This is a genomic window from Aeromonas crassostreae (assembly GCF_054052445.1).
The window spans coordinates 15,502-40,736 of record NZ_JBSTYM010000001.1 but is presented as its reverse complement, the minus strand read 5'-3'; the positions used below and the strand labels follow the sequence as shown (position 1 = coordinate 40,736).

The 25,235-nt window shown below is 63.3% G+C and carries 22 protein-coding genes; 10 read left to right on the top strand and 12 right to left on the bottom strand.

Annotated features, from left to right (window positions below; genetic code table 11):
* Position 1: 1 nt before the first annotated feature.
* Positions 2–496 (bottom strand): molybdopterin-binding oxidoreductase, encoded by a 495-nt coding sequence (locus ACW5W4_RS00175; RefSeq protein WP_427261699.1) that lies wholly within the window; start codon positions 494–496, stop codon positions 2–4.
* Positions 497–722: 226 nt separating this feature from the next.
* On the opposite strand from ACW5W4_RS00175, the gene sbcB reads away from it, so the two are divergent.
* From sbcB to cdd, 5 genes are all read left to right on the top strand, one after another.
* On the top strand, positions 723–2,129 hold the full coding sequence (gene sbcB, locus ACW5W4_RS00170) for an exodeoxyribonuclease I (RefSeq protein ID WP_456687983.1): 1,407 nt from the start codon (positions 723–725) through the stop codon (positions 2,127–2,129).
* Positions 2,130–2,240: 111 nt separating this feature from the next.
* Positions 2,241–2,747 (top strand): hypothetical protein, encoded by a 507-nt coding sequence (locus ACW5W4_RS00165; protein WP_456687982.1) that lies wholly within the window; start codon positions 2,241–2,243, stop codon positions 2,745–2,747.
* Between the two features lie 191 nt (positions 2,748–2,938).
* Positions 2,939–3,268: a CidA/LrgA family protein gene (locus tag ACW5W4_RS00160; RefSeq protein WP_456688173.1), complete on the top strand. Its 330-nt coding sequence runs from the start codon at positions 2,939–2,941 to the stop codon at positions 3,266–3,268.
* Positions 3,265–3,951, top strand: coding sequence for an LrgB family protein (locus ACW5W4_RS00155; RefSeq protein WP_408793020.1), 687 nt, complete (start codon positions 3,265–3,267; stop codon positions 3,949–3,951). The genes ACW5W4_RS00160 and ACW5W4_RS00155 overlap by 4 nt, the downstream gene beginning before the upstream one ends.
* A gap of 220 nt (positions 3,952–4,171) precedes the next feature.
* Positions 4,172–5,050: a cytidine deaminase gene (cdd, locus tag ACW5W4_RS00150; protein WP_456687981.1), complete on the top strand. Its 879-nt coding sequence runs from the start codon at positions 4,172–4,174 to the stop codon at positions 5,048–5,050.
* 130 nt (positions 5,051–5,180) lie between these two features.
* Here cdd and ppiD read toward each other — a convergent pair whose 3' ends face one another.
* The 6 genes from ppiD to tig all read right to left on the bottom strand — a co-directional run bounded on the left by ppiD (position 5,181) and on the right by tig (position 13,617).
* The gene (gene ppiD / locus ACW5W4_RS00145; RefSeq protein WP_456687980.1) at positions 5,181–7,094 is read right to left on the bottom strand and encodes a peptidylprolyl isomerase; all 1,914 of its coding nucleotides are present in this window, start codon (positions 7,092–7,094) and stop codon (positions 5,181–5,183) included.
* Positions 7,095–7,243: 149 nt separating this feature from the next.
* Positions 7,244–7,516 carry a nucleoid-associated protein HU-beta gene (hupB, locus tag ACW5W4_RS00140; protein ID WP_005315375.1) on the bottom strand — a complete coding sequence of 91 codons (273 nt, stop codon included), beginning with the start codon at positions 7,514–7,516 and terminating at the stop codon, positions 7,244–7,246.
* A gap of 240 nt (positions 7,517–7,756) precedes the next feature.
* Positions 7,757–10,111, bottom strand: coding sequence for an endopeptidase La (gene lon, locus ACW5W4_RS00135; RefSeq protein ID WP_408793014.1), 2,355 nt, complete (start codon positions 10,109–10,111; stop codon positions 7,757–7,759).
* 141 nt (positions 10,112–10,252) lie between these two features.
* Entirely contained in the window at positions 10,253–11,527 is a 1,275-nt protein-coding gene (clpX, locus tag ACW5W4_RS00130; protein WP_041996937.1) for an ATP-dependent protease ATP-binding subunit ClpX, read from the bottom strand.
* Positions 11,528–11,596: 69 nt separating this feature from the next.
* Positions 11,597–12,220, bottom strand: coding sequence for an ATP-dependent Clp endopeptidase proteolytic subunit ClpP (gene clpP / locus ACW5W4_RS00125; RefSeq protein WP_041996934.1), 624 nt, complete (start codon positions 12,218–12,220; stop codon positions 11,597–11,599).
* A gap of 86 nt (positions 12,221–12,306) precedes the next feature.
* Positions 12,307–13,617 (bottom strand): trigger factor, encoded by a 1,311-nt coding sequence (tig, locus tag ACW5W4_RS00120; protein ID WP_456687979.1) that lies wholly within the window; start codon positions 13,615–13,617, stop codon positions 12,307–12,309.
* Between the two features lie 440 nt (positions 13,618–14,057).
* On the opposite strand from tig, the gene ACW5W4_RS00115 reads away from it, so the two are divergent.
* Both ACW5W4_RS00115 and yfbR read left to right on the top strand, forming a co-directional pair.
* Positions 14,058–14,492: a YccF domain-containing protein gene (locus ACW5W4_RS00115; protein ID WP_408793008.1), complete on the top strand. Its 435-nt coding sequence runs from the start codon at positions 14,058–14,060 to the stop codon at positions 14,490–14,492.
* Between the two features lie 86 nt (positions 14,493–14,578).
* Entirely contained in the window at positions 14,579–15,169 is a 591-nt protein-coding gene (yfbR, locus tag ACW5W4_RS00110; protein WP_456687978.1) for a 5'-deoxynucleotidase, read from the top strand.
* Between the two features lie 99 nt (positions 15,170–15,268).
* Here the strand turns inward: yfbR and lolE are convergent, their stop codons facing one another.
* Genes lolE through ACW5W4_RS00095 form a run of 3 tightly spaced genes read right to left on the bottom strand, consistent with a single transcriptional unit; the run spans position 15,269 to position 18,484 of the window.
* Positions 15,269–16,510, bottom strand: a complete 1,242-nt coding sequence (gene lolE, locus ACW5W4_RS00105; protein WP_456687977.1) for a lipoprotein-releasing ABC transporter permease subunit LolE — start codon at positions 16,508–16,510, stop codon at positions 15,269–15,271.
* A complete protein-coding gene (lolD, locus tag ACW5W4_RS00100) occupies positions 16,510–17,208 on the bottom strand; it encodes a lipoprotein-releasing ABC transporter ATP-binding protein LolD (protein WP_408793002.1) in 699 nt (232 codons plus the stop codon). The genes lolE and lolD overlap by 1 nt, the downstream gene beginning before the upstream one ends.
* 40 nt (positions 17,209–17,248) lie before the next feature.
* On the bottom strand, positions 17,249–18,484 hold the full coding sequence (locus ACW5W4_RS00095; protein WP_456687976.1) for a lipoprotein-releasing ABC transporter permease subunit: 1,236 nt from the start codon (positions 18,482–18,484) through the stop codon (positions 17,249–17,251).
* A gap of 362 nt (positions 18,485–18,846) precedes the next feature.
* On the opposite strand from ACW5W4_RS00095, the gene ACW5W4_RS00090 reads away from it, so the two are divergent.
* Both ACW5W4_RS00090 and mfd read left to right on the top strand, forming a co-directional pair.
* On the top strand, positions 18,847–19,422 hold the full coding sequence (locus ACW5W4_RS00090) for a PilZ domain-containing protein (protein WP_456687975.1): 576 nt from the start codon (positions 18,847–18,849) through the stop codon (positions 19,420–19,422).
* A gap of 102 nt (positions 19,423–19,524) precedes the next feature.
* Positions 19,525–22,995, top strand: a complete 3,471-nt coding sequence (mfd, locus tag ACW5W4_RS00085) for a transcription-repair coupling factor (protein ID WP_456687974.1) — start codon at positions 19,525–19,527, stop codon at positions 22,993–22,995.
* A 105-nt stretch (positions 22,996–23,100) separates the two neighbouring features.
* On the opposite strand, the gene nfo is transcribed toward mfd, so the two are convergent.
* Positions 23,101–23,943: a deoxyribonuclease IV gene (nfo, locus tag ACW5W4_RS00080; protein ID WP_456687973.1), complete on the bottom strand. Its 843-nt coding sequence runs from the start codon at positions 23,941–23,943 to the stop codon at positions 23,101–23,103.
* 189 nt (positions 23,944–24,132) lie between these two features.
* Complete coding sequence (locus tag ACW5W4_RS00075) at positions 24,133–24,285, bottom strand: hypothetical protein (RefSeq protein WP_456688172.1); 153 nt, start codon at positions 24,283–24,285, stop codon at positions 24,133–24,135.
* Positions 24,286–24,474: 189 nt separating this feature from the next.
* Between ACW5W4_RS00075 and ACW5W4_RS00070 the strand changes: the two genes are divergently transcribed.
* A complete protein-coding gene (locus ACW5W4_RS00070; protein WP_456687972.1) occupies positions 24,475–25,233 on the top strand; it encodes an SDR family NAD(P)-dependent oxidoreductase in 759 nt (252 codons plus the stop codon).
* Positions 25,234–25,235 lie beyond the last annotated feature (2 nt).

Here is a 25,235-nt window from a genome sequence, read left to right as displayed (position 1 = left end):
CTCATTGCGCCTCGATGCGATTCACCTGCCACACCATCTGGCTGTGATACTGCTCCCGATCCAGCTCGGGATGATCCGACAGCGGATAGACGACCCAGACTGGCCCCTTGTTGCGCAGGGTCAGGACCTTGCCATCCTGCTCGGTCGCCAGCAGCACGGGATAGGCATCCAGATCGGCGCCGGGCAGCAGGGTCCAGTAGTCATTGATGGCGCTCACCTTGAACTGACCGGCCCGCAGCCCCAGGCTGTCGGCCAGGGTCTTGAACAGGACACCGCGATAGCTGTGCTTGCCTTGCGTCCAGGGGGTCGCGGTCACCAGCTCGCTCTGGGGCAGGGCCGCCAGATCGGCTGCCGTGTAATGGGCTACCCCGGCCCCACCACAGCACCCGGCGCCGCTGACGGTGAGGAGCACCTCGTCTGCCTGCTCCCGGGCCTGGGATTGACTCGCCATCAGCAGCAGGCCGCAGGCCGCCCATGTCATGATGCCATTGATCATATGGTTTCCCCTCGAGCCTGATTAGACGCTATCAACTTGATATTCCAACTCATAGTAGACCATAGTCGAATGACAACCAGGGGCTCGAACAAGACGCCTGGTCGGCCAATAAAGCGGCAGACACACCCGCCAGGCGCCAGCAGCGTTGCAGTGGGTTCCCCATCTGTGCCAGCATTGGCGGTCCAGGCCCTCGCGGCCCCGTTTTCCCCTGCGTCGACAGAGAGCCATGACACAAGCCACCTTCTACTTCCACGATTACGAGACCTTCGGCATCAGCCCGGCACGGGACAGACCGGCGCAGTTTGCCGGCATCCGTACCGACGCCGATTTCAATGTCATCGGCGAGCCCCTGATCATCTATTGCAAACCGCCGGCAGACTATCTGCCGGATCCGGAGGCTTGCCTCATCACGGGGATCACCCCGCAAAAGGCGATGAAGGACGGGCTGTGCGAGGCGGATTTCATCGCCCAGATCCATGGCGAGTTTGCCAAGCCGGATACCTGCGTGCTGGGCTACAACAGCATTCGCTTCGATGACGAGGTGACCCGCTACACCCTGTATCGCAACTTCTACGACCCCTACGCCTACGCCTGGCAGAACGGCAACTCCCGCTGGGATATCCTCGACATGCTGCGGGCCTGCTACGCCCTGCGCCCGGAGGGGATAACCTGGGCCTTCGACGACGAGGGCAAGCCGAGCTTTCGGCTGGAGAAGCTGACGGTGGCCAACGGCGTGGCCCACGCCAACGCCCACGATGCGCTCTCGGACGTGCTGGCCACCATAGAGATGGCCAAGCTGGTCAAGAAAGCCCAGCCCAAGCTGTTTGACTACCTGTTTGCCCTGCGCAACAAGAACAAGGTGAAGGCCCTCATCGACGTGGTGACCATGAAGCCCCTGGTCCACGTCTCCGGCATGTTCTCCCCCTGGCAGGGGTGTGCGAGCTGGGTGTCGCCGCTCGCCTGGCACCCCAGCAACCAGAACGCGGTGATCATGGTGGATCTGACCCGCGACCCCACCCCCCTCATCGAGCTCACCAGCGAGGAGATCAGGGAACGCCTCTACACCAAAAAAGAGGATCTCGGGGAGCTGGCCGGTATTCCGGTCAAGCTGGTGCACATCAACAAGTGCCCGGTGCTGGCGCCGGCCGCCACCCTGACGCCGGAGCGGGCCGATCAGCTTGGCATCGACAGGGAGCAGTGCCGCAAGAGCCTGGATCTGCTGCGAGCCCACCCCGAGGTGCGGGAGAAACTGGTGGAGGTGTTCAATCAGGAGTTTGCCGGCAGCAACGACGGCGATCCCGATACCCAGCTCTACGCCGGTTTCTTTGGCCACGGCGACAAGTCCACCCTGGATCTGGTGCGCGCCACCCCGGCGGATCTGCTGGGGGAGCGGGAGTTTGCCTTCAGCGACCCGCGCCTGCCGGAGATGCTGTTTCGCTACCGCGCCCGCAACTGGCCCCATACCTTGAGCGAAGCGGAGCAGAAGCGCTGGCGCCTGCACTGCAGCGACTACTTCAGCCGCCGCCTGCCGGACTATGTGCCCCGCCTCGAGGCGCTGGCGGAGCAGAATCAGGGGAACGATCGGAACTTTGCCATCCTGAAGTCCCTCTATCACTACCTTGAAAATCTGTAACTTGTGACAAGTTTCACAGTTAAACCCCTGTGAATGCGGCCTGCTGGCGCCATAATGCCGGTAGGTCGTGATCAGCCGGGGCCAGAGCCCTTGAGGGATAACAGATAGAAGATGCGCGCCAACCTGCTCTGCGCCAACCTGCTTGGCCTGACCCTATTGACCCCCGCGGCCCTCGCCTCTCCCCGCTTCGAGCTGCCGGACTACCTGTTGCAGTTGCCGCGCCAGAGTTATCTGCTGATGCAGGAGAGCTTCAACGCCCTCTACCGCAAGACGGATTTCACCCCGGCCATCACCAACAGCTATTTCAGTTATTCGGATCTCTACAAGTTTGCCGGCCTGCCCATCGTCATCACCCCCCAGGCCGGGTTCCAGCTGGAGGTATTCGGCCAGCTCTACAACCTAGCCTCCCAAAGCTATGTCCACATGAGCCAGGATCTCTCCCTCTACCGCATGCTGCGGGCGGACATGATAGGCAACCCCAACGATCAGATAGCGGTCGGCATGGGCCTTGGCATCCCCCTCAGCCCTCTGCTCACCTTCAAGGCCCTCGCCTCCACCAACCAGATCCCTGGATATGGCCAGGCCAATTACGCCATGGGGATCGAGTGGCGCTACTGAATCCATGCCACCATCAGGGCACTCAAGCTCCCGCAGGAGCCTGAGTCGTTCAGGTCATCCCCATGGGCTGTGATGGGCCAGTTGGCCCTGTCCTGTTACCCCGTCACTCTGATAAACTGCGAACCCGCTCACAGCTATTCAACGAGGCTCTTGTGCTGGTTCGACGCACCTTGATCTACCTTCGCGACTTCATGGTCATCCTCGCCTGTCTGTTGGCAGGCAAGGCCATCGTGGCCCTGCTGCCCTTCGCCTTCCCCGGCAGCATACTGGGTCTGCTCATCCTGTTCGTGCTGCTCTCCCTGCAACTCGTCAAGCTGCACTGGGTCGAGCAAAGCGCAGGCCTGCTGCTGCGCCACATGGGGGTCTTGTTCGTGCCGGTCGCCGTCGGCCTGGTGGCCTGGCTCGAGCCCCTGCGTCAATCCATCGAGATCATCTTGCTGTGCGTCGTCGTCGGCATAGTGCTGATCCTGGCCGTGGTCGGCCGTCTCTATCAACGCATGAACCGGGAGATGAAACCATGATCTGGCTGGCACTGCCCCTCACCCTGGCGCTCTATTTCCTGACCCGTGCCCTCTACCGCAAGCTGCCCTGGCCCATCATCAATCCGGTGCTGGTGCCCACGGCCGTGATCATCGGCCTGCTGCTCTGGCTGGATCTGCCCCTGGCGGAGTACGAGAGCGGTACTCGCCCCATCACGGCCCTGCTGGAGCCCGCCGTGGTGGCCCTGGCCCTGCCCCTCTACCAGCAGGCGCGCCAGATCCAGGCCAGGCTCAAGCCCATATTGATCTGCACCCTGGCCTCCGTCCTGATCTCGGTCTGCACCACCTTGGCCATAGGCCACTGGCTGGGGGCGGATCCCGCCCTACTCGCCTCCCTCTCCACCAAGTCCATCACCACGCCGCTGGCCATGAGCGTCAGCCAGTCCATCGGCGGCATCCCTGCCATCGCGGCGGCCGTGGTGGTGGTGGTGGGCATCACGGGCGCCCTGATTGGCTACCCCCTGCTCAGGTTGCTGCGGGTGACCGACCCCGAGGCCCAGGGGCTCGCCATGGGGGCCTGCGCCCATGCCATCGGTACCGCCGCCTCCGCCGAGCGGGGGATAAGCCAGGGGGCCTTCGCCTCGCTGGCCATGGTGATGTGCGGCATACTCACCGCCGCCGTGGCGCCGCTGCTGTTCGCCCTCTATCACTGGCTGATCCCCTGAGCCCCATGACGCCGTCATCGGGGCGCCATCCCCTGCCCCGCGCGCCCATGGATGACGCCATGAGCGACACCATGGTCCGCCGCCAGACAGGGGGCGACAAGGGCAAACGTTTCCCTTCGGGCGTGGCCGACACAGCGCAGTCAGGCTGTGAGCCAGTTCACACAAATCGGCTGAGTCACTCCCTACAATGTCCTCCCAATTGGCCCATGAGGACAGATAGATGCATCCCCGCTTTGCCAAGACACTCGACAGCCTGCCGGCGGACCTGAGCGCCGCCGTGACCCCCATGCTCGGCGACGATTTTTCCGCCAGCTTCAGCCCGGCACAGATCCAGCAACTGATGGATGCCACCCGGCTTGGCGAGCGTGAGCTGCGCCTCGCCCTGCTGCCCCTGGCCGCCGCCTGCTCGGTCGCCCCCATCTCCCAGTTCTTCGTCGGCGCCATCGCCTGCGGCCTCAGCGGTCACTGGTATCTGGGAGCCAACATGGAATTCGCCGGTCAAGGCCTGTTCCACTCGGTCCACGCCGAGCAATCCGCCATCTCCAACGCCTGGCTCGGCGGCGAGACCGGCATCTCGGAGATCACGGTCAACTACACCCCCTGCGGCCACTGCCGCCAGTTCATGAACGAGCTGAGCACCGCCAAGGTGCTCAAGGTCTCCCTGCCGGACGACATCAGCACATTGCAGGCCTTCCTGCCCCACTCGTTCGGTCCGGCAGACCTCGACATCACAGATGCCCTGATGAGCCCGCAGCACCATGATCTGCCCTTCACCAGCGAGGATCCCCTGGTGTGCGCCGCCCTGGCCGCCGCCCGCCAGAGCTATGCCCCCTACAGCCAGGGCTATGCCGCCGTGGCCCTGGCGTTTGCCGACGGCCGTACCTTCTGCGGCCGCTACGCCGAAAACGCCGCCTTCAACCCCAGCCTCCCCCCCATGCAGATGGCCTGTGCCCACGCCGTGCTCAATGGCGCCGATCTCGGCCAGTTGCGCCGGGCCGTGCTGGTGGAGAACGGCAAGGGCCAGATCAGCCAGCAGGATGCGGCCAGATCCGTGCTCAAGGCCCTGGGCGGGGTCGAGCTGGAGTACCTGGCCATCTAGTCCATGCCTTGCCCATGAGACAGGAGAGGAGGCTGGCGCCATGCCAGCCTCCTCTTTTTATTTCCGTGCGCCAGCGCCATGAAAAAGGGCCCGCGATTGCGGGCCCTCGTCATTCACTGCCTGGGGGAGATCACTCCACCGTGGCCTCGGCATCGGCGAAGTACTCGATCTTGGCGGACTTGCGCAGCGCCTCGACCAGGGACTGATAGCTCGCCTGGGCCTTGCCCTGACCCAGCTGCCCTTGCAGCATGGTCAGCATCTGGGATGCTTCCTTGGGCACATTGACCTTGTCCAGGGCGACGATGACCCTGTCACCATTGGCCTCGGACACCAGATCCACGCTCGGCTTGCCGTCGACCGGATGGGGCAGACGGAAGGCATCGGCCAGCAGGGACTGATCCAGATCCTGGGCGAAACGGGCCACCCCCTGGTGGGTCTCTATCTCGAGGCCGAGTGCAGCCAGTTCGGCGCGGATGTCATCCCCGGCCTTGATCTGCTCGAGCAGGCCCTGGGCCTTGCCACGGGCGATCTCGCTCGCCTTGTCGTGGGTGATGGCGGCAACGACCTGATCCTTCACCTCGGCCAGGGGCTTGACCGCCTTGGGCTGGTAACCGGTCACATGGAGCACCAGCGCCTTGCCGTCACCCAGTTCGATCACGTCCGAGTTGGTGTTCTCGTCGCGCAGCTGCTCCGAGAAGGCGGCGCTGAGCACCTTGCCATCGTTGAGCGGCGCCGGCGCATCGCCCTGGCTGAAGTAGTCGACGGATTGCACCTTGAGACCCAGGGCATCCGCTGTCATGTCCAGGGAGTCCGGGTTCTCGAAGCTGGTGTCGGCCATGGTCTGCTGCAGGTTGAAGAACTGCTCCTTCGCCTTGTCTGCCTGCAGACGGGCGATGGTGTCACTCATCACGTCGCTGAACGGCTTGGTCTTGGCAGGCTCGACCCCGATCAGCTTGATGATGTGAAAGCCGAACGGGCTCTTCACCAGGTTGGAGAGATCCCCTGCCTGCTTCAGGGCGAAGGCAGCCTGTTCGAAGGCAGGATCCATGACTCCCTTCTCGAACCAGTCCAGCTCGCCGCCCTTCTTGGCGGAGAAGGTGTCGGAGGAGTTGGCCTTGGCCAGCGCGGCGAAATCGTCACCCGCCTTGGCCTTGGCCAACACGGCCTCGGCTTTCTGCTCGGCGGCCTTTTCATCCTTGTCAAAGGGGATCAGGATATGGGCCACCTGGCGACGCTCGGCACGCTGGAACAAGTCCTGGTGCTGATCGTAGTAGTCGCGGGCCTCCTGCTCGGTCACCTTGATCTCTTTGCCCATGGTGGCGGCATCGAGCAGCAGGTAATCGACCTTGACCTGCTCGTCGTTCATGAAGCGGGGGGCATTGCTCTTGTAGAACTGCTCCACCTCTTCATCGCTCACCTTGACCTCGCCCTGGTAGCGATCGGCGGCCAGGCGCACCAGACGCAGATCCCGGGTCTGGTTGTAGAGCTTGTCCAGCTGCTCCGCCTCGCCCTTGAGGGCGAATTCGGTGCCGAGCAGGGCGCCAACCAGTTGCTGGCGCACCATGTCCTGGCGCAGGGAGTCGCGGAACATCTCCGGGGTCATGTTGGCGCGACGAATGAGCTGCAGGTAGCGGTCGTTGTTGAACTGGCCGTTCTCGGCAAACTCCGGCATGGCGATGATGGCCTGCTTGATCTGCTCGTCACTGACGCGCAGCCCCAGGTCCCGGGCCTTGCCGTCTACCAGCGCCTGGTCGATCAGCCGGTCAAGCACGGTGCGGCGGAACTGCTTCATGTAATCCGGGTTGGCGGCCAGCTGGTTGAAGGCGTCCCCCATCTGGGATTCCATGCGAGCACGCTCGTTGCGATAGGCGTTTTCCAGCGCTTGCTGGCTGATTTCAATGCCATTGACGGTGGCGGGGGCGCTGCGAGCCGGGCCATTGAGGTAGCTGCCTACCCCGGCCAAGGCGAAGGAGAGGATGATGAGCCCCAGTATTACCTTGGCTACCGTGCCCTGCGCCCCTTCCCGTAGTTTATCCAACATCATGTGTGTACTTATGCTCCCGTACTCGATGGGCATGAATAATGAAAAGGCGCACCGATTGCGATGCGCCTTGGTCAATCAGTATGAGGGAGAGCCCTCTCACTTTGTCTGGTCTGCGACCAAGGACGGAGCCGACAGGATCAGCAACCGACTCAGTTGACAGCGTCTTTCAGGGCCTTGCCGGCCTTGAAGGCAGGCACTTTGCCTGCGGCGATCTCGATGGTCGCACCAGTTTGCGGGTTGCGGCCGGAACGAGCGGCGCGCTCACGAACGGCGAAGGTACCGAAGCCAACCAGCGCAACCTGGTCACCCTCTTTCAGGGCCTCACCCACTGCATCAATGAAAGCATCCAGCGCACGGCCAGCGGCGGCTTTGGAGATATCGGCGCCGTCTGCAATTTTGTCAATCAGTTGAGATTTATTCACTCTTATATTCCCCTTTTATCGAACATCGCTGCGGCGCTGATTTCCCTGGCCACAACAAGTGGAGGTTTTATAACAAGCCTCCTGGTCAGTTGCAAGTGACAATATGGCGCAAACCCGCGCCACATCACGCATTGCGACCGATCATGAGTACCGGAACGGGGGTCAAGGCTACTGCCGATATCCGGCGCTTGCAAGCCTTAACCCCCGGCCATGTGCGCCAAGTTTGCGGCGCATCAACTTTTATACGACAGAAACGCGTTCGAACCCCTGTGGATTCTCCTGCAACGCCAGTTCCAACACCTCGTCAATCCAGCGAACCGGATAGATTTCAAGGTCTTGTTTGACGTTGGCCGGGATCTCCTCGAGATCGCGCTCGTTCTCTTTCGGGATCAGCACCCGCTTGATGCCGCCGCGATGGGCCGCCAGCAGCTTCTCTTTGAGCCCGCCGATGGGCAGCACTTCGCCACGCAGGGTGATCTCCCCCGTCATGGCCACGTCGGCACGCACCGGGTTGCCGGTGAGGCTGGAGACCAGGGCGGTACACATGGCGATACCGGCACTCGGACCGTCTTTCGGGGTCGCCCCTTCCGGTACGTGTACGTGGATGTCGCGCTTCTCGTAGAAGTCGCCATTGATGCGCAGCTTCTCGGCCCGGGCCCGCACCACCGTCATGGCGGCCTGGATGGACTCCTGCATCACGTCACCGAGGGAACCGGTGAAGGTGAGCTTGCCCTTGCCCGGCACGTTGGTGGTCTCGATGGTGAGCAGATCGCCCCCCACCTCGGTCCACGCCAGACCACACACCTGGCCTATCTGGTTCTGGTCGGTGGCCTTACCGTAGTCGAAGCGCTGTACCCCCAGGAACTCCTTGAGGTTGTCGCCATTGACCAGCACCTGCTTGATGCTCTTGTCCAGCAGGATCTTCTTCACCGCCTTGCGGCAGATCTTGGAGATCTCGCGCTCCAGGCTACGCACCCCGGCTTCCCGGGTGTAGTAACGAATGACGCCAACCAGCGCGGAGTCTTCGATGGTGATCTCCGCCGGCTTCAGACCGTTGCGCTGGATCTGCTTGGCCACCAGGTGCTGCTTGGCGATGTTGAGCTTCTCGTCCTCGGTGTAACCGGACAGACGGATCACTTCCATCCGATCCAGCAACGGACCCGGGATGTTCATGGAGTTGGAGGTGGCCACGAACATCACGTCCGACAGGTCATAATCCACTTCCAGATAGTGATCGTTGAAGCTGTTGTTCTGCTCGGGATCCAGCACTTCCAGCAGGGCGGAGGCGGGATCGCCACGCATGTCCGAGCTCATCTTGTCGATCTCGTCGAGCAGAAACAGCGGGTTCTTCACCCCGACTTTCGCCATCTTCTGGATGAGCTTGCCGGGCATGGAGCCGATATAGGTACGGCGGTGACCGCGGATCTCCGCCTCGTCACGCACCCCGCCCAGCGCCATGCGCACATACTTGCGACCGGTGGCCTTGGCGATGGACTGACCCAGCGAGGTCTTGCCCACACCGGGAGGGCCGACCAGACAGAGGATGGGGCCCTTGAGCTTGTTGACCCGCGCCTGCACCGCCAGATACTCGAGGATGCGATCCTTGACCTTCTCCAGGCCATAGTGATCCGCGTCCAGCACCTCTTGCGCCTTACCAAGGTCCTTCTTGACTTTGGAGCGGGCACGCCAGGGCACCTGCACCATCCAGTCGACGTAGCTGCGCACCACGGTGGCTTCCGCCGACATGGGTGACATCATCTTGAGCTTGGCGAGTTCGGCCTGGGCCTTGTCATGGGCATCGGCGGGCATGCCCGCCTCTTCAATCTTGCGACTGAGGGCCTCGAACTCATCGGGCGAGTCTTCCAGCTCACCCAGCTCTTTCTGGATGGCCTTCATCTGCTCGTTGAGGTAATACTCCCGCTGGCTCTTCTCCATCTGCTTCTTGACCCGGGAGCGGATGCGTTTCTCGACCTGCAGCAGGTCAATCTCCGACTCCATCATGGCCATCAGAAACTCGATGCGCTCGGACACGGAGGCGATTTCCAGCACCTTCTGCTTGTCTTCGAGCTTGAGCGGCATGTGGGCCGCCATGGTGTCAGCCAGGCGCGCCGCGTCGTCGATCGCCGAGATCGAGGTGAGCACCTCGGGCGGGATCTTCTTGTTGAGCTTGATGTAACCTTCGAACTGACCGATGGCGGAGCGTACCAGCACCTCCTGATCCTGCTCCGCTATCGGGGTAGAGGCGATGTACTCGGCCTCCCCCACGAAGAAGTCGTGATCGTCGATCATCCGCTCGAGGCGGGCACGCTGGCCACCTTCCACCAGCACCTTGACGGTGCCGTCGGGCAGCTTGAGCATCTGCAATATGTTGGCCACAGTCCCGACCGAGAAGATCTCCTCGACGGTTGGCTCATCGGTTGACGCATCCTTCTGGGCAATGAGCAGGACTTTTTTGTCTTGCTCCATGGCCGCTTCAAGACAGCGAATGGATTTTTCCCGCCCCACGAAGAGTGGAATGACCATGTGGGGATAGACCACCACGTCACGAAGAGGCAGGACGGGAATCTCGATGCGTTCTGAACGCTCTAGGTTCATATATGTCCTCTCGGCTTGTTATACCGTTGGCAAAGCGCTTGGCTGAGTATATGGGGGCGTAAAGATGAGATTCAATCGCCTTGGCCGTAAAAAGCAAGAAAGGGGCAAAAAGCCCCTTTCATCTGATTAAAAATCAGTCTGTTACTCGGATGCAGCCGCCTGGGTATCATTATTTTCGTAGATCATCAGGGGCGCGGAATCGCCCTTGATCACCGTCTCGTCGATCACCACCTTGCTGACCCCGTCCAGGGACGGCAGGTCATACATGGTATCGAGCAGCACGGCTTCGACGATGGATCTCAGGCCACGGGCACCGGTCTTGCGCTCCATCGCCTTGCGGGCAATGGCATTGAGGGCGTCGTCACGGAACTCCAGCTCCACCCCTTCCAGATCGAACAGCGCGGCATATTGCTTGGTCAGCGCATTTTTCGGCTCTTTCAGGATCTGGATGAGGGCAGCCTCGTCCAGCTCGGTCAGGGTCGCCACCACCGGCAGACGGCCAATGAACTCGGGGATCAGACCGTATTTGATGAGATCTTCCGGCTCCACCTTGGCGAAGGTTTCGCTCAAGGTCGCCATGGCGTCCTTGGACTTCACCTCGGCGCCAAAGCCGATCCCGGCCCCCTTGCTGGAGCGCTGCTCGATCACCTTGTCCAGGCCGGCAAAGGCACCGCCACAGATGAAGAGGATCTTGGAGGTATCGACCTGCAAGAACTCCTGCTGCGGGTGCTTGCGACCGCCCTGGGGCGGCACGGAGGCGATGGTGCCTTCGATCAGCTTGAGCAGGGCCTGCTGCACCCCTTCCCCGGACACGTCGCGGGTGATGGAGGGGTTGTCCGACTTGCGGGAGATCTTGTCGATCTCATCGATGTAGACGATGCCACGCTGGGCCTTCTCCACGTCGTAGTCGCACTTTTGCAGCAGCTTCTGGATGATGTTCTCCACGTCTTCGCCCACGTAACCGGCTTCGGTCAGCGTAGTGGCATCGGCCATGGTGAAGGGCACATCCAGCAGACGGGCCAGGGTCTCGGCCAGCAGGGTCTTGCCGCTGCCGGTCGGGCCAATCAGCAGAATATTGGACTTGCCGAGTTCGACGCCACTGCCATCGCCGCTGTTGCGCAGACGCTTGTAGTGGTTGTAGACGGCCACGGCCAATACCTTCTTGGCATACTCCTGACCGATGACATAGTCATCCAGGTGCGCGCGGATCTCGTGAGGGGTCGGCAGGGCATCGCCATCGCGCTTGGGCGAGATCTCGCGGATCTCTTCGCGGATGATGTCGTTGCACAGCTCGACACACTCATCGCATATGTAGACGGAAGGGCCAGCGATCAGCTTGCGCACTTCATGCTGGCTTTTGCCGCAAAAAGAGCAGTAGAGCAGCTTGTCGCCCTCACCCTTGCGTTTCTCTGTCATTCAGCAACCTCGTTGTATCAATAGAGGATGATCGGTCTGCTGAGTTTATAACAGACCGGTGTACCCTGCTTAGCCGCGCTGGTTGAACACGCCGTCCACCAGGCCATAGGCCATCGCCTGCTCCGCCGACATGAAGTTGTCACGGTCGGTGTCGCGCTCTATGGTGGCCATGTCCTGACCGGTGTGGAACGCCAGCCGCTCGTTCAGGGTATTCTTGATCTTCAGGATCTCCTGGGCATGGATCTGGATGTCAGATGCCTGGCCCTGGAAGCCGCCCAGGGGCTGGTGGATCATCACCCGGGCGTTGGGCAGGCAGAAACGCTTGCCCTTGGCACCGCCAGCCAGCAGGAAGGCGCCCATGGAGCAGGCCTGCCCCATGCACACTGTGCTCACGTCCGGCTTGATGAACTGCATGGTGTCATAGATGGACATGCCTGCGGTCACGGCGCCGCCCGGGGAGTTGATATAGATGGAGATGTCTTTATCCGGGCTCTCGGACTCCAGAAACAGCAGCTGGGCCACCACCAGGTTGGCCATGTGATCCTCGACCTGACCGGTCAGGAAGATCACCCGCTCTTTGAGCAGACGGGAATAGATATCGTATGAACGCTCTCCCTTGGCGGTCTGCTCGACCACCATGGGGATCAGGGCATTACGGGGAGAATCTGTCACGTCGTTATAGTTTTTGTACATAAGGCATTGTCCCTAAAATAAAATGGCCCGGGTGGACATCACACGAGCCATTATACTTAACAGTTTTGACCTTAAGTCAAATGTTCTTAGGCAGCGGCGCCGGACTTGTTGATCACGTCGTCAAAGGCCACTTCTTTTTCGGTCACTTGCGCCTTGGACAGGATCAGGTCGATGGCTTGATCTTCTACCGCCAGGTTGCGAACGCCGTTCAGCATCTGCTCGTTCTTCTGGTAGTACTCGATCACTTCCTTCGGATCTTCGTAGGCGGTGGCCATGGCTTCGATCAGTGCGGTCACACGGGCGTCGTCGGCCTTGATCTCGTTGGTGCGGATGACATCACCCAGCAGCAGACCGACGCGAACACGGCGCTCGGCCTGGGCCTGGAACAGCTCGGCCGGCAGCTCGGGCGCGTTGCCGCCCTGGAAGCCACCGAAGCGCTGCAGCGCCTGCTGACGCAGGGTGTCGATCTCTTGCTCGACGGCAGCCTTGGGCAGATCGATCTGGTTGGCTTCAACCAGGCCGTTCAGTACCTGCTCTTTCACGCTGTTTTTCAGGGCCTGGGCCAGCTCGCGCTCCATGTTCTTGCGCACTTCGGCTTTCAGATCTTCCACGTTGCCGCTCTCGATACCGAAACGCTTGACGAACTCTTCGGTCAGCTCGGGCAGGACCTGCTCTTCAACCTTGTTCAGCTTGGAGGCAAACTTGGCCGCCTTGCCCTTCAGGGCTTCGGCGTGGTAGTCAGCCGGGAAGGTCACGTCGATGCTGAATTCGTCACCGGCTTTCTTGCCGAGGATGGCGTCTTCGAAGCCCGGGATCATGCGGCCAGCGCCCAGTTCCAGAGTGAAGCCCTCGGCCTTGCCGCCGTCGAACTCTTCACCGTCGATGGAACCGACGAAGTCCATGGTCACACGCATGCCGGCAGCGGCAGCGGTGTCAGACTCGGACCAGGTCGCGTGCTGCTTGCGCAGGGTCTCGATCATGTTGGCCAGGTCTTCGTCCTTGACGGAGGCAACCGGCTTCTCGACCTTGATGGACTCCAGGCCGGCGACTTCGAACTCGGGGTACACTTCGAAGGTGGCGGTGAACTCGAAATCCTGGCCTTCTTTGATCTCTTTCGGATCCATGGTCGGGGCACCGGCCGGGCTCAGTTTGTTCTCGATGATGGCCTTGATGAAGTTGCTCTGCATCATGTCGTCGGCAACGCGGGCATGGGCCATGGCGCCGAACATCTTCTTGATGATGGCAACCGGAGCCTTGCCAGGACGGAAACCGTCGATGCGACGGGTCTTGGCCAGGCCATTCAATTCTTTACGCACGGCGGCATCAACGGTGGCAGCCGGTACAGTGATGGTAAGACGGCGTTCCAGACCTTGGGTTGTCTCTACAGAAACTTGCATTCTTTTACCTCGTTCAACTCAGCACTGTGTGCTGACCCTTTATTGCCCCTGGGTCGAGACCCGGAGTCTTCCTGTTTATAAAGACAACGACTGTCTTTGTGATGAGAAAATATGACGCGACATTATAGCGGCGCACTTTGGTCGCGTCGAGCCGCAGAGCCCCACATCCGTGCCCTTCGCGGCGCAAAACAGCGCTCGGGAGAGGCAAATCGTGCAATTCTGTGACCGATATGGGGCGCCCGGATGCCGACTTCAAGGGCAAAGGGGCCAATAATTTGGGCTCGGTCCGGTTTTTTTGCGTCAAGGACATAAAAAAGGCATCGAGCGGGCCCGGCTGCGACCATGGCTGTCCGTAGGGGCAAGGGGAGCCGCATTCACATATTGCGTCCCCTGCCCCGCGCGGCTATGGTGGCAAACTATCTGGTTCTGGAGTCAAACTGATGAGTTTCTTTCGTTTTGTGTTCAACCTGCTGTGGTTCCTGCTCGGCGGTGTCATCATGGGACTGGCCTGGTGGCTGGCGGGATTGCTCTGCTTCGTCTCCCTCATCGGCATTCCCTGGGGCCGCTCCTGCTTTGTCATCGGCACCTTCACCTTCTTCCCGTTCGGCAAGCAGGCGGTGAGCCGCAAGAGCATGACGGGCCAGGGCGACATAGGCACGGGCGCGCTCGGGATGATAGGCAATGTCCTCTGGTTCCTGGTGATCGGCATCTGGCTGGCCATCGGCCATATCGCCTCGGCCCTGGCCTGCTTCGTCACCATCATCGGCATTCCGTTCGGCATCCAGCACCTCAAGCTGGCACTGATTGCCCTGGCCCCCATCGGTCAGATGGTGGTCACCAATCAGGAGGCCGAATCCGGCCGTTATATCCGCTGATCCCGGCAGGTGCCGTGTTGGGAAAAAAAGGGCAGACTGAGGTCTGCCCTTTTCATTATCCGTTTCATCTCTCTTGTGAGGTCACCATGCTGCCCAGCCACTTCTTCGCCAACCTCTCCCGCATGAAGCTCATCTACCGCTGGCCGCTGATGCGCAATGTCCAGCCGGAGAACATCGCCGAGCACAGCCTGCAGGTCGCCATGGTGGCCCATGCCCTGGGGCTCATCCATAACCGCTTGTTCGGTGGAACCGTCGATGCGGATCGCGCCGCCGTCATGGCCCTCTACCACGACAGCAGCGAGGTGCTGACCGGGGACCTGCCCACCCCGGTCAAGTATTTCAATCCTGAAATTGCACGAGAATACAAGAAGATAGAGTTAGCCGCCGAGCAACGCCTGCTGGCGCTCCTGCCGGCGGAACTGGTGGAGGATTATCGTCCCCTGCTCGACTCCGGCGCCCAGGACGACGCCCTCGCCCGGCTGGTCAAGGACGCCGACACCCTGTGCGCCTATACCAAGTGTCTGGAGGAGATCAATGCGGGCAACCGGGAGTTCGAGCCGGCCAGGAAACGCCTCGAAGCCATGCTGGAAGCGCGCATGAGCCCGGCCATGCGCTACTTCATCGACGTGTTCGTGGCCAGCTTCTCCCTGCCCCTCGACGAGCTCAACGCCCACTGAGCCAGTCCGAATGGCCAGAAGACAGAAGGACCCGCCGGTTGCACCGGCGGGTCCTTCTTTTTCAGCATATTGCCAGGCTTGGCAAACCTGGCCCTCGGATCAGTGACCCAGCTCCCGGGAGGGCACCAGACCGCTCGCCCGCCAGGCGGGGTAGAGGGTGGCCGCCAGGCTCATCAGGATGGCCGCGCCGGTGACGATGACCACGTCCTGGCCATGGAGCTCGGTGGGCAGGAAGTCGATGAAGTAGATATCCGGATTGAGGAAGCGATGGCCGATCACCCCCTCGATGGCGCCCAGGATCTGGGTCAGCCTGCTCGACAACAGGCCGCCGAGCAGGGCGCCAAGCAGAGCCCCCGCCACCCCGTTCACCATGCCCTGGATGACGAAGGTGAGCCGGATCTGGCCCGGGCTCGCCCCCATGGTCTTCAAGATGGCGATCTCGCTGCGCTTCTCGTTCACCGCCATCACCAGGGTGGAGACGATGTTGAAACAGGCCACCGCCACCACCATCAGCATCACCACGTACATGACGGTGCGCACCATCTGGATGTCCTGATAGAGGTAGCCCTGGCTGTTCATCCAGCTGCGGATATAGACGTGATGGGGGAATTGCTGCGCGGCGGCCACCGTGATGGACTGCGCCTTGAGCACATCGTCCACCTTGAGGCTGAAGCCCTCCACATCCTTGCCCATGGCGGTGATGGCCTGGGCATCTTCCAGGTGCATGAAGCCGAGCAGGCCGTCGAGCTGGCCGCCGAGTTCGAGCAGGCCCACCACGTGCAGCGCCTCGCGCCTGGGATTCTTGATCCCCGTCGCATCCCCACCCTGGGGCAGCAGGATGGCGACCGGATCGCCGATCCCCACCCCCAGCTTGTCGGCGATGGCCTTGCCGAGGATCACCCCCCGCTCACCGCCCTTGAGTTCGCGAAAGCCCCGCCCCGTCATGAAGCTGCCGGCATCGGAGAGATTGGCCTCGAGCTCGGGCAGGACGGCGCGCAGCTGCACCCCCTTGAGGGCGCTGCCATGTTCGAGCAGGCCGTTGAGGCGAATGACGGGGGCGGCGGCCTCGATGCCGGGCTGGGCCAACAGGTAGTCTCTGAGCCTCGGCCAGTCGGGAAGCGGCCTCTCCACCGCGTCCAGCTCCCCGTGGGGGATGACGGAGAGCACCCTGTCCTTGAGCTCCCGTTCGAAGCCGTTCATGGCCGAGAGCCCCAGGATCAGCGCCATCACCCCGAGGGCGATACCGATGAGGGAGGAGGCGGAGATGAAGGCGATGAAGCCGTTGCGACGGCGGGAGCGGCTGTAACGCAGGCCCAGAAACAGGGGCAGCGGCTTGAACATCAGGCGACCTCCGCCATGATGCCGCTCACCAGGGTCACCCGGCGATGGAGCTTGGCGGCCAGACTCAAGTCATGGGTCACCACCACAAAGGCCGTGCCCAGCTCGCGGTTGAGCTCGCACAGAAGCTCGTAGACGGCGGTGGCGCTGGCATGATCCAGGTTGCCGGTGGGCTCGTCCGCCAGCACCAGGCTGGGCTCATTGACCAGGGCCCGGGCGATGGCCACCCGCTGACGCTCGCCACCGGAGAGCTCGGAGGGGCGGTGATGGAGGCGATGGGAGAGCCCCACCCGCCCCAGCATCTTGCTCGCCTTCTCGGTGGCGCTGGCGACCGACTCACCGGCGATGAGCAGCGGCATGGCGGTGTTCTCCAGGGCGGTGAACTCGGCGAGCAGGTGGTGGAACTGATAGACGAACCCCAGCTCCTGATTGCGAAAACGGGCCTGGGTGCGGCTGTCCCAGCGGTGGATATCCTGCCCCTTGAACAGCACGGCGCCGCTGGAGGGGTTGTCCAGCGCCCCCATCAGGTGCAGCAGGGTGGTCTTGCCCGACCCCGAGCTGCCCACCACCGCCAGCATCTCGCCGGGGGCGACACTGAGATCGATCCCCTTGAGCACCTGGGTCTGCAGTTCGCCCTCCTGATAGACATGATTCAACGCCTGACAACGCAGCAGAGGCTCACGGGACTGGGGGTCATTCATAAAAGGGGCTCCACTTGCACCAGTAACAACAGAAGATGAATCATTCATAACGCAGTGCCTCCGCCGGTTTCACCCGGGCCGCACGGGCCGCCGGGTAGAGGGTGGCACTGAAGCTCAGCAGCACGGCGCCCAGCAAGATGGTCACGACCTGGACCGGCTCGACGATGACCGGCAGGCCACTGCCCCCCGCCGCCATATAAAGATTGAGCCCAAGCCCATTGAGCAGGGGATTCAGCCCCAGGGTCAGGGCCAGCCCGGCCAGGGCACCAAACAGGGCGCCGATCACCCCGCTGGAGGCGCCGAGCACCATGAAGATCTTGACGATACCGGCCTCGTTCATGCCCATGGTGCGCAGTATGGCCACCTCCCCTTCCTTGTCGGTCACCACCATCACCAGGGCGGAGAGAATATTGAAGGTAGCCACCGCGATGATGAGCACCAGCATCAGCCCCATCATGCGCTTCTCCATGGCCACGGCCTGGAACAGCTCGCCACGCTCGCGGCGCCAATCCTGCCACTGATAACCTGCGGGCAAGGGGGTCTTGATCACGGCGTCGGCGGCGAAGGGATCATCGAGCCACAGCCGCAGGCCGCCGATGGTCTCGGGGGGCAGGCGCAGCAGGCGCTGGGCATCCGCGAGGGCGATCAGGGCGATTTGATCGTCCACGTCGGCGCCCACCCCGAAGATGCCGGAGACGGTGAAGATGCGCTGGGCCGGGACCCGGCCAAAGGGGGTGAAGCGGGTCGCCTCGGTCAGGATGAGACGCACAGGATCCCCCAGCCCCACGCCGAGACGGCGCGCCACCCCCTGCCCCAGCACTATCTGGTACTCCCCGCCCTTGAGGGAGTCGAGCCGTCCCCCCAGCATCTGGGAGTGCAGAATGTCCTCTTTCGGCCAGAGCGCGGGATCGATGCCCTGCACGCTCACCCCGGTCAGCTGACCCGGGCTTTGCAGCATGCCTTCGCTGTCGAGCATGGGGGCCGTGGCGACCACATGGGGCAGCGTGGCAAGGTCGGGCAGACCGTCGGGATGGGCCTCGATGCGGCCAGCCTGATTCGTCAGTACCACATGGGGGATGACCCCCAGGATGCGTCCCTTGAGCTGCCCCTCGAAGCCGTTCATGACGGAGATCACCACCATCAGGGCGGCGACCCCGATGGCGATGCCAAAGGTGGAGAACAGGGAGATGAAGGAGACGAAGCGATTACTGCGCCGTGACCCTGCATAACGCAGGCCGATGGCCAGCGAAAGGGGCTGAAAAAGTCCAGTCTTCAAGGATATCTACGTTGCCAACAAAATAAGATGCCGGATAATAGGGTCTGTTGACGCCTCAACGCAAGCCGCGTTGCTGCGCCACAGGATGCCGAGGGAGGCGCCCGGCCACGGCCATGGCCCCCTGTCTGCCCCCGTCGGCAAGCGGGCAGGCCGAACGGGAAGTACCGACCTCGCCAAGCAGGCGAGTGGCGCCAAGGGCCGCACCTGACGCCCCTCGGCGCCGCCCGGCTGACACTGGCCCGAACCAGGCCCGAACCGGAGATAGCGACCCGGCGTCCATCGCCATGACCACCTGTTCATGGCAACGTATCCATGAACACTTATCCATGAACACTTATCCATGAACACAAGGGATAGCCTACATGCAGGAACAGTTCTTCAGCGTCACCCATGCCACGCCGGTCAATGTGATCCCCCTGCCTAGCGACTACCCCTTGCCGAGCGAACAGGCCCTGGAGGCGGAACTGCCCGAACCCTTTCGCATCGCCAGTGCCATCAGCACCGTCGACATGGCCGCCACCCGGCTCATTCGCAACCAGAGCGATGCCGTGCAGGATCTGGTGGAGATCATCAACCAGCAGTCCCGCAAGATAGACATGATCATGAGCTATGTGCTGGCGGCCCAGGATCACCCTGAGCAGCGCTTTCATACCCTGACCTTCGGCGCGGGCCAGCTCAGCTACCTGCATCCGGCAGAGGGGCATGGCCAGGCCCCCACCCAGGGCCAGCTGGTGCGCCTCAAGATCTTCCTGCGCGACGAGGCCGCCGCCGTCTACTGCTACGCCCGGGTCCGGGAGGTCACGGCCGGCGAGCATGGCCAGCATGTGGGCCTCGACTATGTCCGCATCCGCGAGGAAGACCGCGAGCTGCTGGTGCGAGCCAGCCTCCACGTCCAGTCGCGCCAGCTCAAGGCCCGCGCCCAGGAACGACTGGGCTAGCAACCCCCGCCAGCCGGTCGCGACCTCAGTCCGATCGGCTGATCCCGGCACCGCGCCCCCGGCGCCCAGGTGCAAACGGAACAAGGTTCAAGACGAAGAGTGATGAGATCCCTAACCCTACCCCAGCTGCCCGCCACCGCGGGTCAAAAGAGCACCCTCGGCCAGCTCCATGGCAGCGCCCTGGCCCTGGTGGCCGCCGAACTCACCCGCAGCAGCACGGGCCCGACCCTGCTGGTCACCGCCGACACCCCGAGCGCCCTGCGCCTGGAGCAGGAGCTGCGCTACCTGCTGGCCCAGGAAGGCGATGCCCCCTGCCCCGTGCTGCTGTTCCCGGACTGGGAGACCCTGCCCTACGACACCTTCTCCCCCCATCAGGACATCATCTCCCAGCGGCTCGAGGCCCTCTATCAGCTGCCGCAGATGCAGCGGGGCGCCCTCATCGTCCCCATCTCCACCCTGATGCTGCGCTGCGCCCCCCAGGCGTATCTCGACAAATACAGCCTGATGGTCAAAAGCGGCCAGCGCCTCAATCTGCAGCAGCTGAGGAGTCGCCTGGCCACGGCGGGTTATGTGGCGGTGGATCAGGTGCTCGAACATGGCGAGTTCGCCGCCCGCGGCTCCCTGCTCGACCTCTTCCCCATGGGCAGCAACCACCCCTATCGCATCGACTTCTTCGATGACGAGGTGGACTCCATCCGCCCGTTCGACCCCGAGAGCCAACGCTCCCGCGAGCCCGTCGAGCGCGTCAGCCTGCTGCCGGCCCGGGAGTACCCCACCGACGAGGGGGCCATCGAGCTGTTTCGCGGCCAGTACCGGGAGCTGTTCGAGCTGTCCCGGGCCGATGGCTCCATCTATCAGGAGGTGAGCAAGGGACGCTGGCCGGCGGGGATCGAATACTATCTGCCGCTCTTTTTCGAGCAGACCGCCAGCCTGTTTGACTATCTGCCGCCCCAGACCCGCCTCATCACGGTCGGGGAGATCTACCCGGCCGCCCAGGGCTTCTGGAACGACGTGCAGCAACGCTACGAGGAGCGGCGCTGGGACACCAGCCGCCCCCTGCTCGAGCCCGCCCGCCTCTATCTGCCGGTGGCGCAGCTGTTTGCGGCCCTCGGCCAGTATGGCGCCGTGCGCCTGCAAAGCGCCCCCTGCCAGGGCGGCGCCGGTCAGTTCGATCTGCCCTTCGCCCCCCTGCCCGAGCTGCAGCTGGATCACAGCAAGGAGCAGCCCCTGCTCGCCCTGGCGCAGTTTCTGCAAGGGTTTGCCGGGCGCACCCTGTTCGTGGTCGAGTCCGAGGGACGGCGCGAAGCGCTGCGGGACCTGCTGGCCCGCATCGGCCAGCAGCCCCCCGAGTCCGCCAGCCTGGCGGCCTTCCTCGCCGGAAGCGACCGGCAGGGCATACTGGTCGGCCCCCTGGAGCGCGGCTTCTTGCTGCGAGAGAGTGGCCAGGAGGAGCTCGCCCTCATCACCGAGAGCGAGCTGCTGGGCGGCAAGATCCGCAGCAAACGCGCCCGGGAGAAGAGCAAGAACTTAAGCTCGGAGGCGGTGATCCGAAACCTCGGCGAGCTGACCCAGGGTCAGCCCGTGGTGCATCTGGATCACGGGGTCGGCCGCTATCTCGGCCTGGAGACCCTGGACGCCGGCGGCATGCCCACCGAGTTCCTCACCCTGGAATACGCCGGAGGCGACAAGCTGTTCGTGCCGGTCACCAGTTTGCACCTCATCAGCCGCTACACCGGCTCTGACAACCCCCCCAGCCACAAGCTCGGCGGCGAGGCCTGGAGCCGCGCCCGGCGCAAGGCGGCGGAGAAGGTGCGCGACGTGGCCGCCGAGCTGCTGGACGTCTATGCCCTGCGGGCGGCGCGCAAGGGGTTCGCCTTCAAGCACGACAAGGAGAGCTATCGCCAGTTTGCCGCCGGCTTCCCGTTCGAGGAGACCGAGGATCAGCTCAATGCCATCAATGCGGTGCTCGGCGACATGTGCCAGGCCAAGAGCATGGACCGCCTGGTGTGCGGCGACGTGGGCTTTGGCAAGACGGAGGTGGCGATGCGGGCGGCGTTCGTTGCGGTCCATGGCGGCAAGCAGGTGGCGGTGCTGGTGCCCACCACCCTCTTGGCCCAGCAGCACTACGACAACTTCCGCGACCGCTTCGCCAACTGGCCGGTGCGGGTGGAGGTACTGAGCCGCTTCCGCTCCGCCAAGGAGCAGACGGCCGTCTTGAAAGAGCTGGCGGAGGGCAAGGTGGACATCATCATCGGCACCCACAAGCTGCTGGGCTCCGATCTCACCTTCAAGGATCTGGGGCTGCTCATCGTCGACGAGGAGCACAGATTCGGGGTACGCCAGAAGGAGAAGATCAAGGCGCTGCGGGCCGACGTGGACATCCTCACCCTCACGGCGACGCCGATCCCGCGCACCCTCAACATGGCCATGTCCGGCATGCGGGATCTCTCCATCATCGCCACCCCGCCTGCCAAGCGCCTCGCCATCAAGACCTTCGTGCGCCAGCAGGATCCCGCCGTCACCCGGGAGGCGGTGCTGCGGGAGCTCAAACGGGGTGGTCAGGTCTACTACCTGCACAACGACGTGGAGAGCATCGAGAAATGCGCCAATGACCTCGCCCAGCTGGTGCCGGAGGCGCGCATCGGCATCGCCCACGGCCAGATGCGCGAGCGCGATCTTGAGCGTATCATGTCGGACTTCTACCACCAGCGCTTCAACCTGCTGGTGTGCACCACCATCATCGAGACCGGCATCGACGTGCCGAGCGCCAACACCATCATCATGGACAGGGCCGATCATCTGGGGTTGGCCCAGCTGCACCAGCTGCGGGGCCGGGTCGGGCGCTCCCATCACCAGGCCTATGCCTACCTGCTCACCCCCCATCCCAAGCTGATGACCAAGGATGCCGCCAAGCGGCTCGATGCCATCGCGTCCCTCGAAGATCTCGGCGCCGGCTTTGCGCTCGCCACCCACGATCTGGAGATCCGCGGCGCAGGCGAGCTGCTTGGCGACGATCAGAGCGGCCAGATAGAGTCGGTGGGCTTCACCCTCTACATGGAGATGCTGGAGCAGGCGGTGGAGGCGCTCAAATCAGGCAAGGAGCCCTCTCTGGATCAGCTGATGAGCCAGCACACCGAGGTGGAGCTGCGCCTGCCGGCGCTGTTGCCGGACAGCTATATCCCGGACGTCAACATGCGCCTGTCCATGTACAAGCGCATCGCCAGCGCGGCGGACGAGCAGGAGCTGCGGGAGCTCAAGGTGGAGCTGATCGATCGCTTCGGCCTGCTGCCGGACGCCACCAAGACCCTGTTCGACCTCGCCGGCTTCCGCCAGCGGGCGGCGGCCCTTGGCATCAGGCGTCTGGAGATGAGCGAGCGCGGCGGTTACCTGGACTTCACCCAGGAGACCCCCGTCAACCCCGCCTACCTGGTCAGGCTGCTCAGCGAACAGCCCAGGGTGTTCAAGATGGACGGTCCGACCCGGCTGCGCTTCCAGGTGCCGACCCAGGACAGGGTCACCCGCTTGCAGCGGGTCGACGGCCTGCTCAAGGATCTCGCCGCCCACGCCGCTTGATGGCCCGCTCCCCGGCAGCGAGACGCGCCGGGGGCGCCAAAGGCAGTACCGCCATAAAGAAGAGGCCCCGCATTGGGGCCTCTGTTCGTTGCATCGTCAAGATCCTCAGGGGGCCAGACTGCGCAGCCAGCGAATCTCCTCGCCCCAGATGGACTCGTCTATGGTCTCGAGGATCAGCGGGATGCCGTCGAAACGCGCGTCGTTCATGATGTGGTGGAACACCGCCTCGCCGAGGTTGCCCTCCCGCAGGCTGTGGTGGCGATCGACCCGGCTGCCGAAGGTACACTTGGCGCCGTTGATGTGCATCCCCTTGAGGTACTCGAACCCCACGATGCGGTCGAAGTCGGCGAACACGGCGGCGCAGGACTCGGGGGTGCGCAGATCGTAACCGGCGGCGAAGGCGTGGCAGGTGTCAAAGCAGACGCCGACCCGGCCCTTGTCCTCCACCCCGTCGATCAGGGTGGCCAGGTGCTCGAACGACCAGCCGAGGTTGGTGCCCTGGCCGGCGGTATTCTCGATCACCGCCGTCACCCCTTCACTGCGCTCCAGCGCCCAGTTGATGGACTCGCTCACCAGTTTCAGGCTCGCCGCCTCGGGGATCTGCTTGAGGTGGCTGCCGGGGTGGAAGTTCAGGTAACAGAGCCCCAGCTGCTCGCAGCGCCTGATCTCGTCCAGAAACGCATCCCGGGACTTGGCCAGGGCGTCGGGGTCGGGATGACCCAGGTTGATGAGGTAGCTGTCGTGGGGCAGGATCTGCTCGGGGCGAAAGCCCCCCTTGTCGCAGGCCGCCTTGAAGGCGTCGATGGACTTGGCGGTCAGCGGCGCCGCCTGCCACTGGCGCTGGTTCTTGGTGAACAGGGCGAAGGCGTTGGCCCCGATAGCCTGGGCACGGGCGATGGTGTTCTCCACCCCGCCGGCCGCACTGACGTGGGCTCCGATAAATTTCATCTTGTCTCCTCTGCGCGCTTGCTGGGTGCGCCCGGCCTCGCGAGCGTGTCAAGGTCGCGAGGGGCGCCACCCCCTGATGGGTCGCCATTATGCCCAAGCCCGCCGCAGGCGCCAAACCGGGATTGTCGATGGGGGCAATGGAAAAGGCGCCCGCAGGCGCCTTGGTGATCATCGATGTCGGGCTCGCCCTCAATAGGCCAGACCGGCACCATAGGGGTAGAGCGGGTTCGCGGAGCCTTTCGCCACGTCCGAGGGCTGGTTTTGCACCGCCTGCCAGTTGGAGGGCAGCTCGAAGGGCAGCTTGCCGCTGGCCTTGGCCTTGCCGCTGATGACGTCGAACAGCGCCTGATCCAGGGCCCCGAAGTAATATCGCGCCCATCGCTACCGGGACTGAACCCGAAGAGGCCCCCAGCGCAGTCCCATCGCGGCTATGGTGTATAGGCAGGGTCCATGGCCCGCGGCGTCTGACCCGGCCAAGGGAGGTGCAGGCCGGCCAGGCACCACCCCCATCCCTCAACCCAGGAGTCCATCATGCCCAATCCCATTGCCCTCATCACAGGGGCCAGCCGCGGCCTTGGCCGCAACACGGCCCTCACCCTGGCCGCCCGCGGGGTCGACCTCATCATCACCTACCGCCACCAGGCACAGGAGGCGCAGACGGTGGTCGAAGCCGCCCGCGCCTTCGGCGTCAAGGCCCACGCCCTGATGCTGGATGTGGGCGAGAGCGCCAGCTTTCAGTCCTTTGCCGAGCAGGTGCATCAACTGCTGCAACAGCAGTGGCAGCAGACCCGGTTCGATTTTCTGGTCAACAATGCCGGCATCGGCATCAATGCCCCCTTCGATCAGACCACGGAGCAGCAGTTCGATACCCTGATGAATATCCACCTCAAGGGCACCTTCTTCCTGACCCAGCAGTTGCTGCCGCTGCTGCGCGATGGCGGGCGCATCGTCAACCTCTCCACCGGCCTGACCCGCTTCGCCCTGCCGGGCTACGCCGCCTATGCGGCCATGAAGGGGGGCATAGAGGTGCTCAGCCACTATCTGGCCAAGGAGCTGGGCCCCAGGGGGATCGCCGTCAACGTGGTGGCCCCGGGCGCCATCGAGACCGACTTTGGCGGCGGTGTGGTGCGCGACAATCAGGGGGTGAACGATTATCTTGCCGGCCAGACGGCCCTGGGCCGGGTCGGCCGCCCCGATGACATAGGGGGCGCCGTCGCCGCCCTGCTGGCGGAGGATTGCCGCTGGATCACCGCCCAGCGCATCGAGGTGTCCGGCGGCATGTTCATCTGATA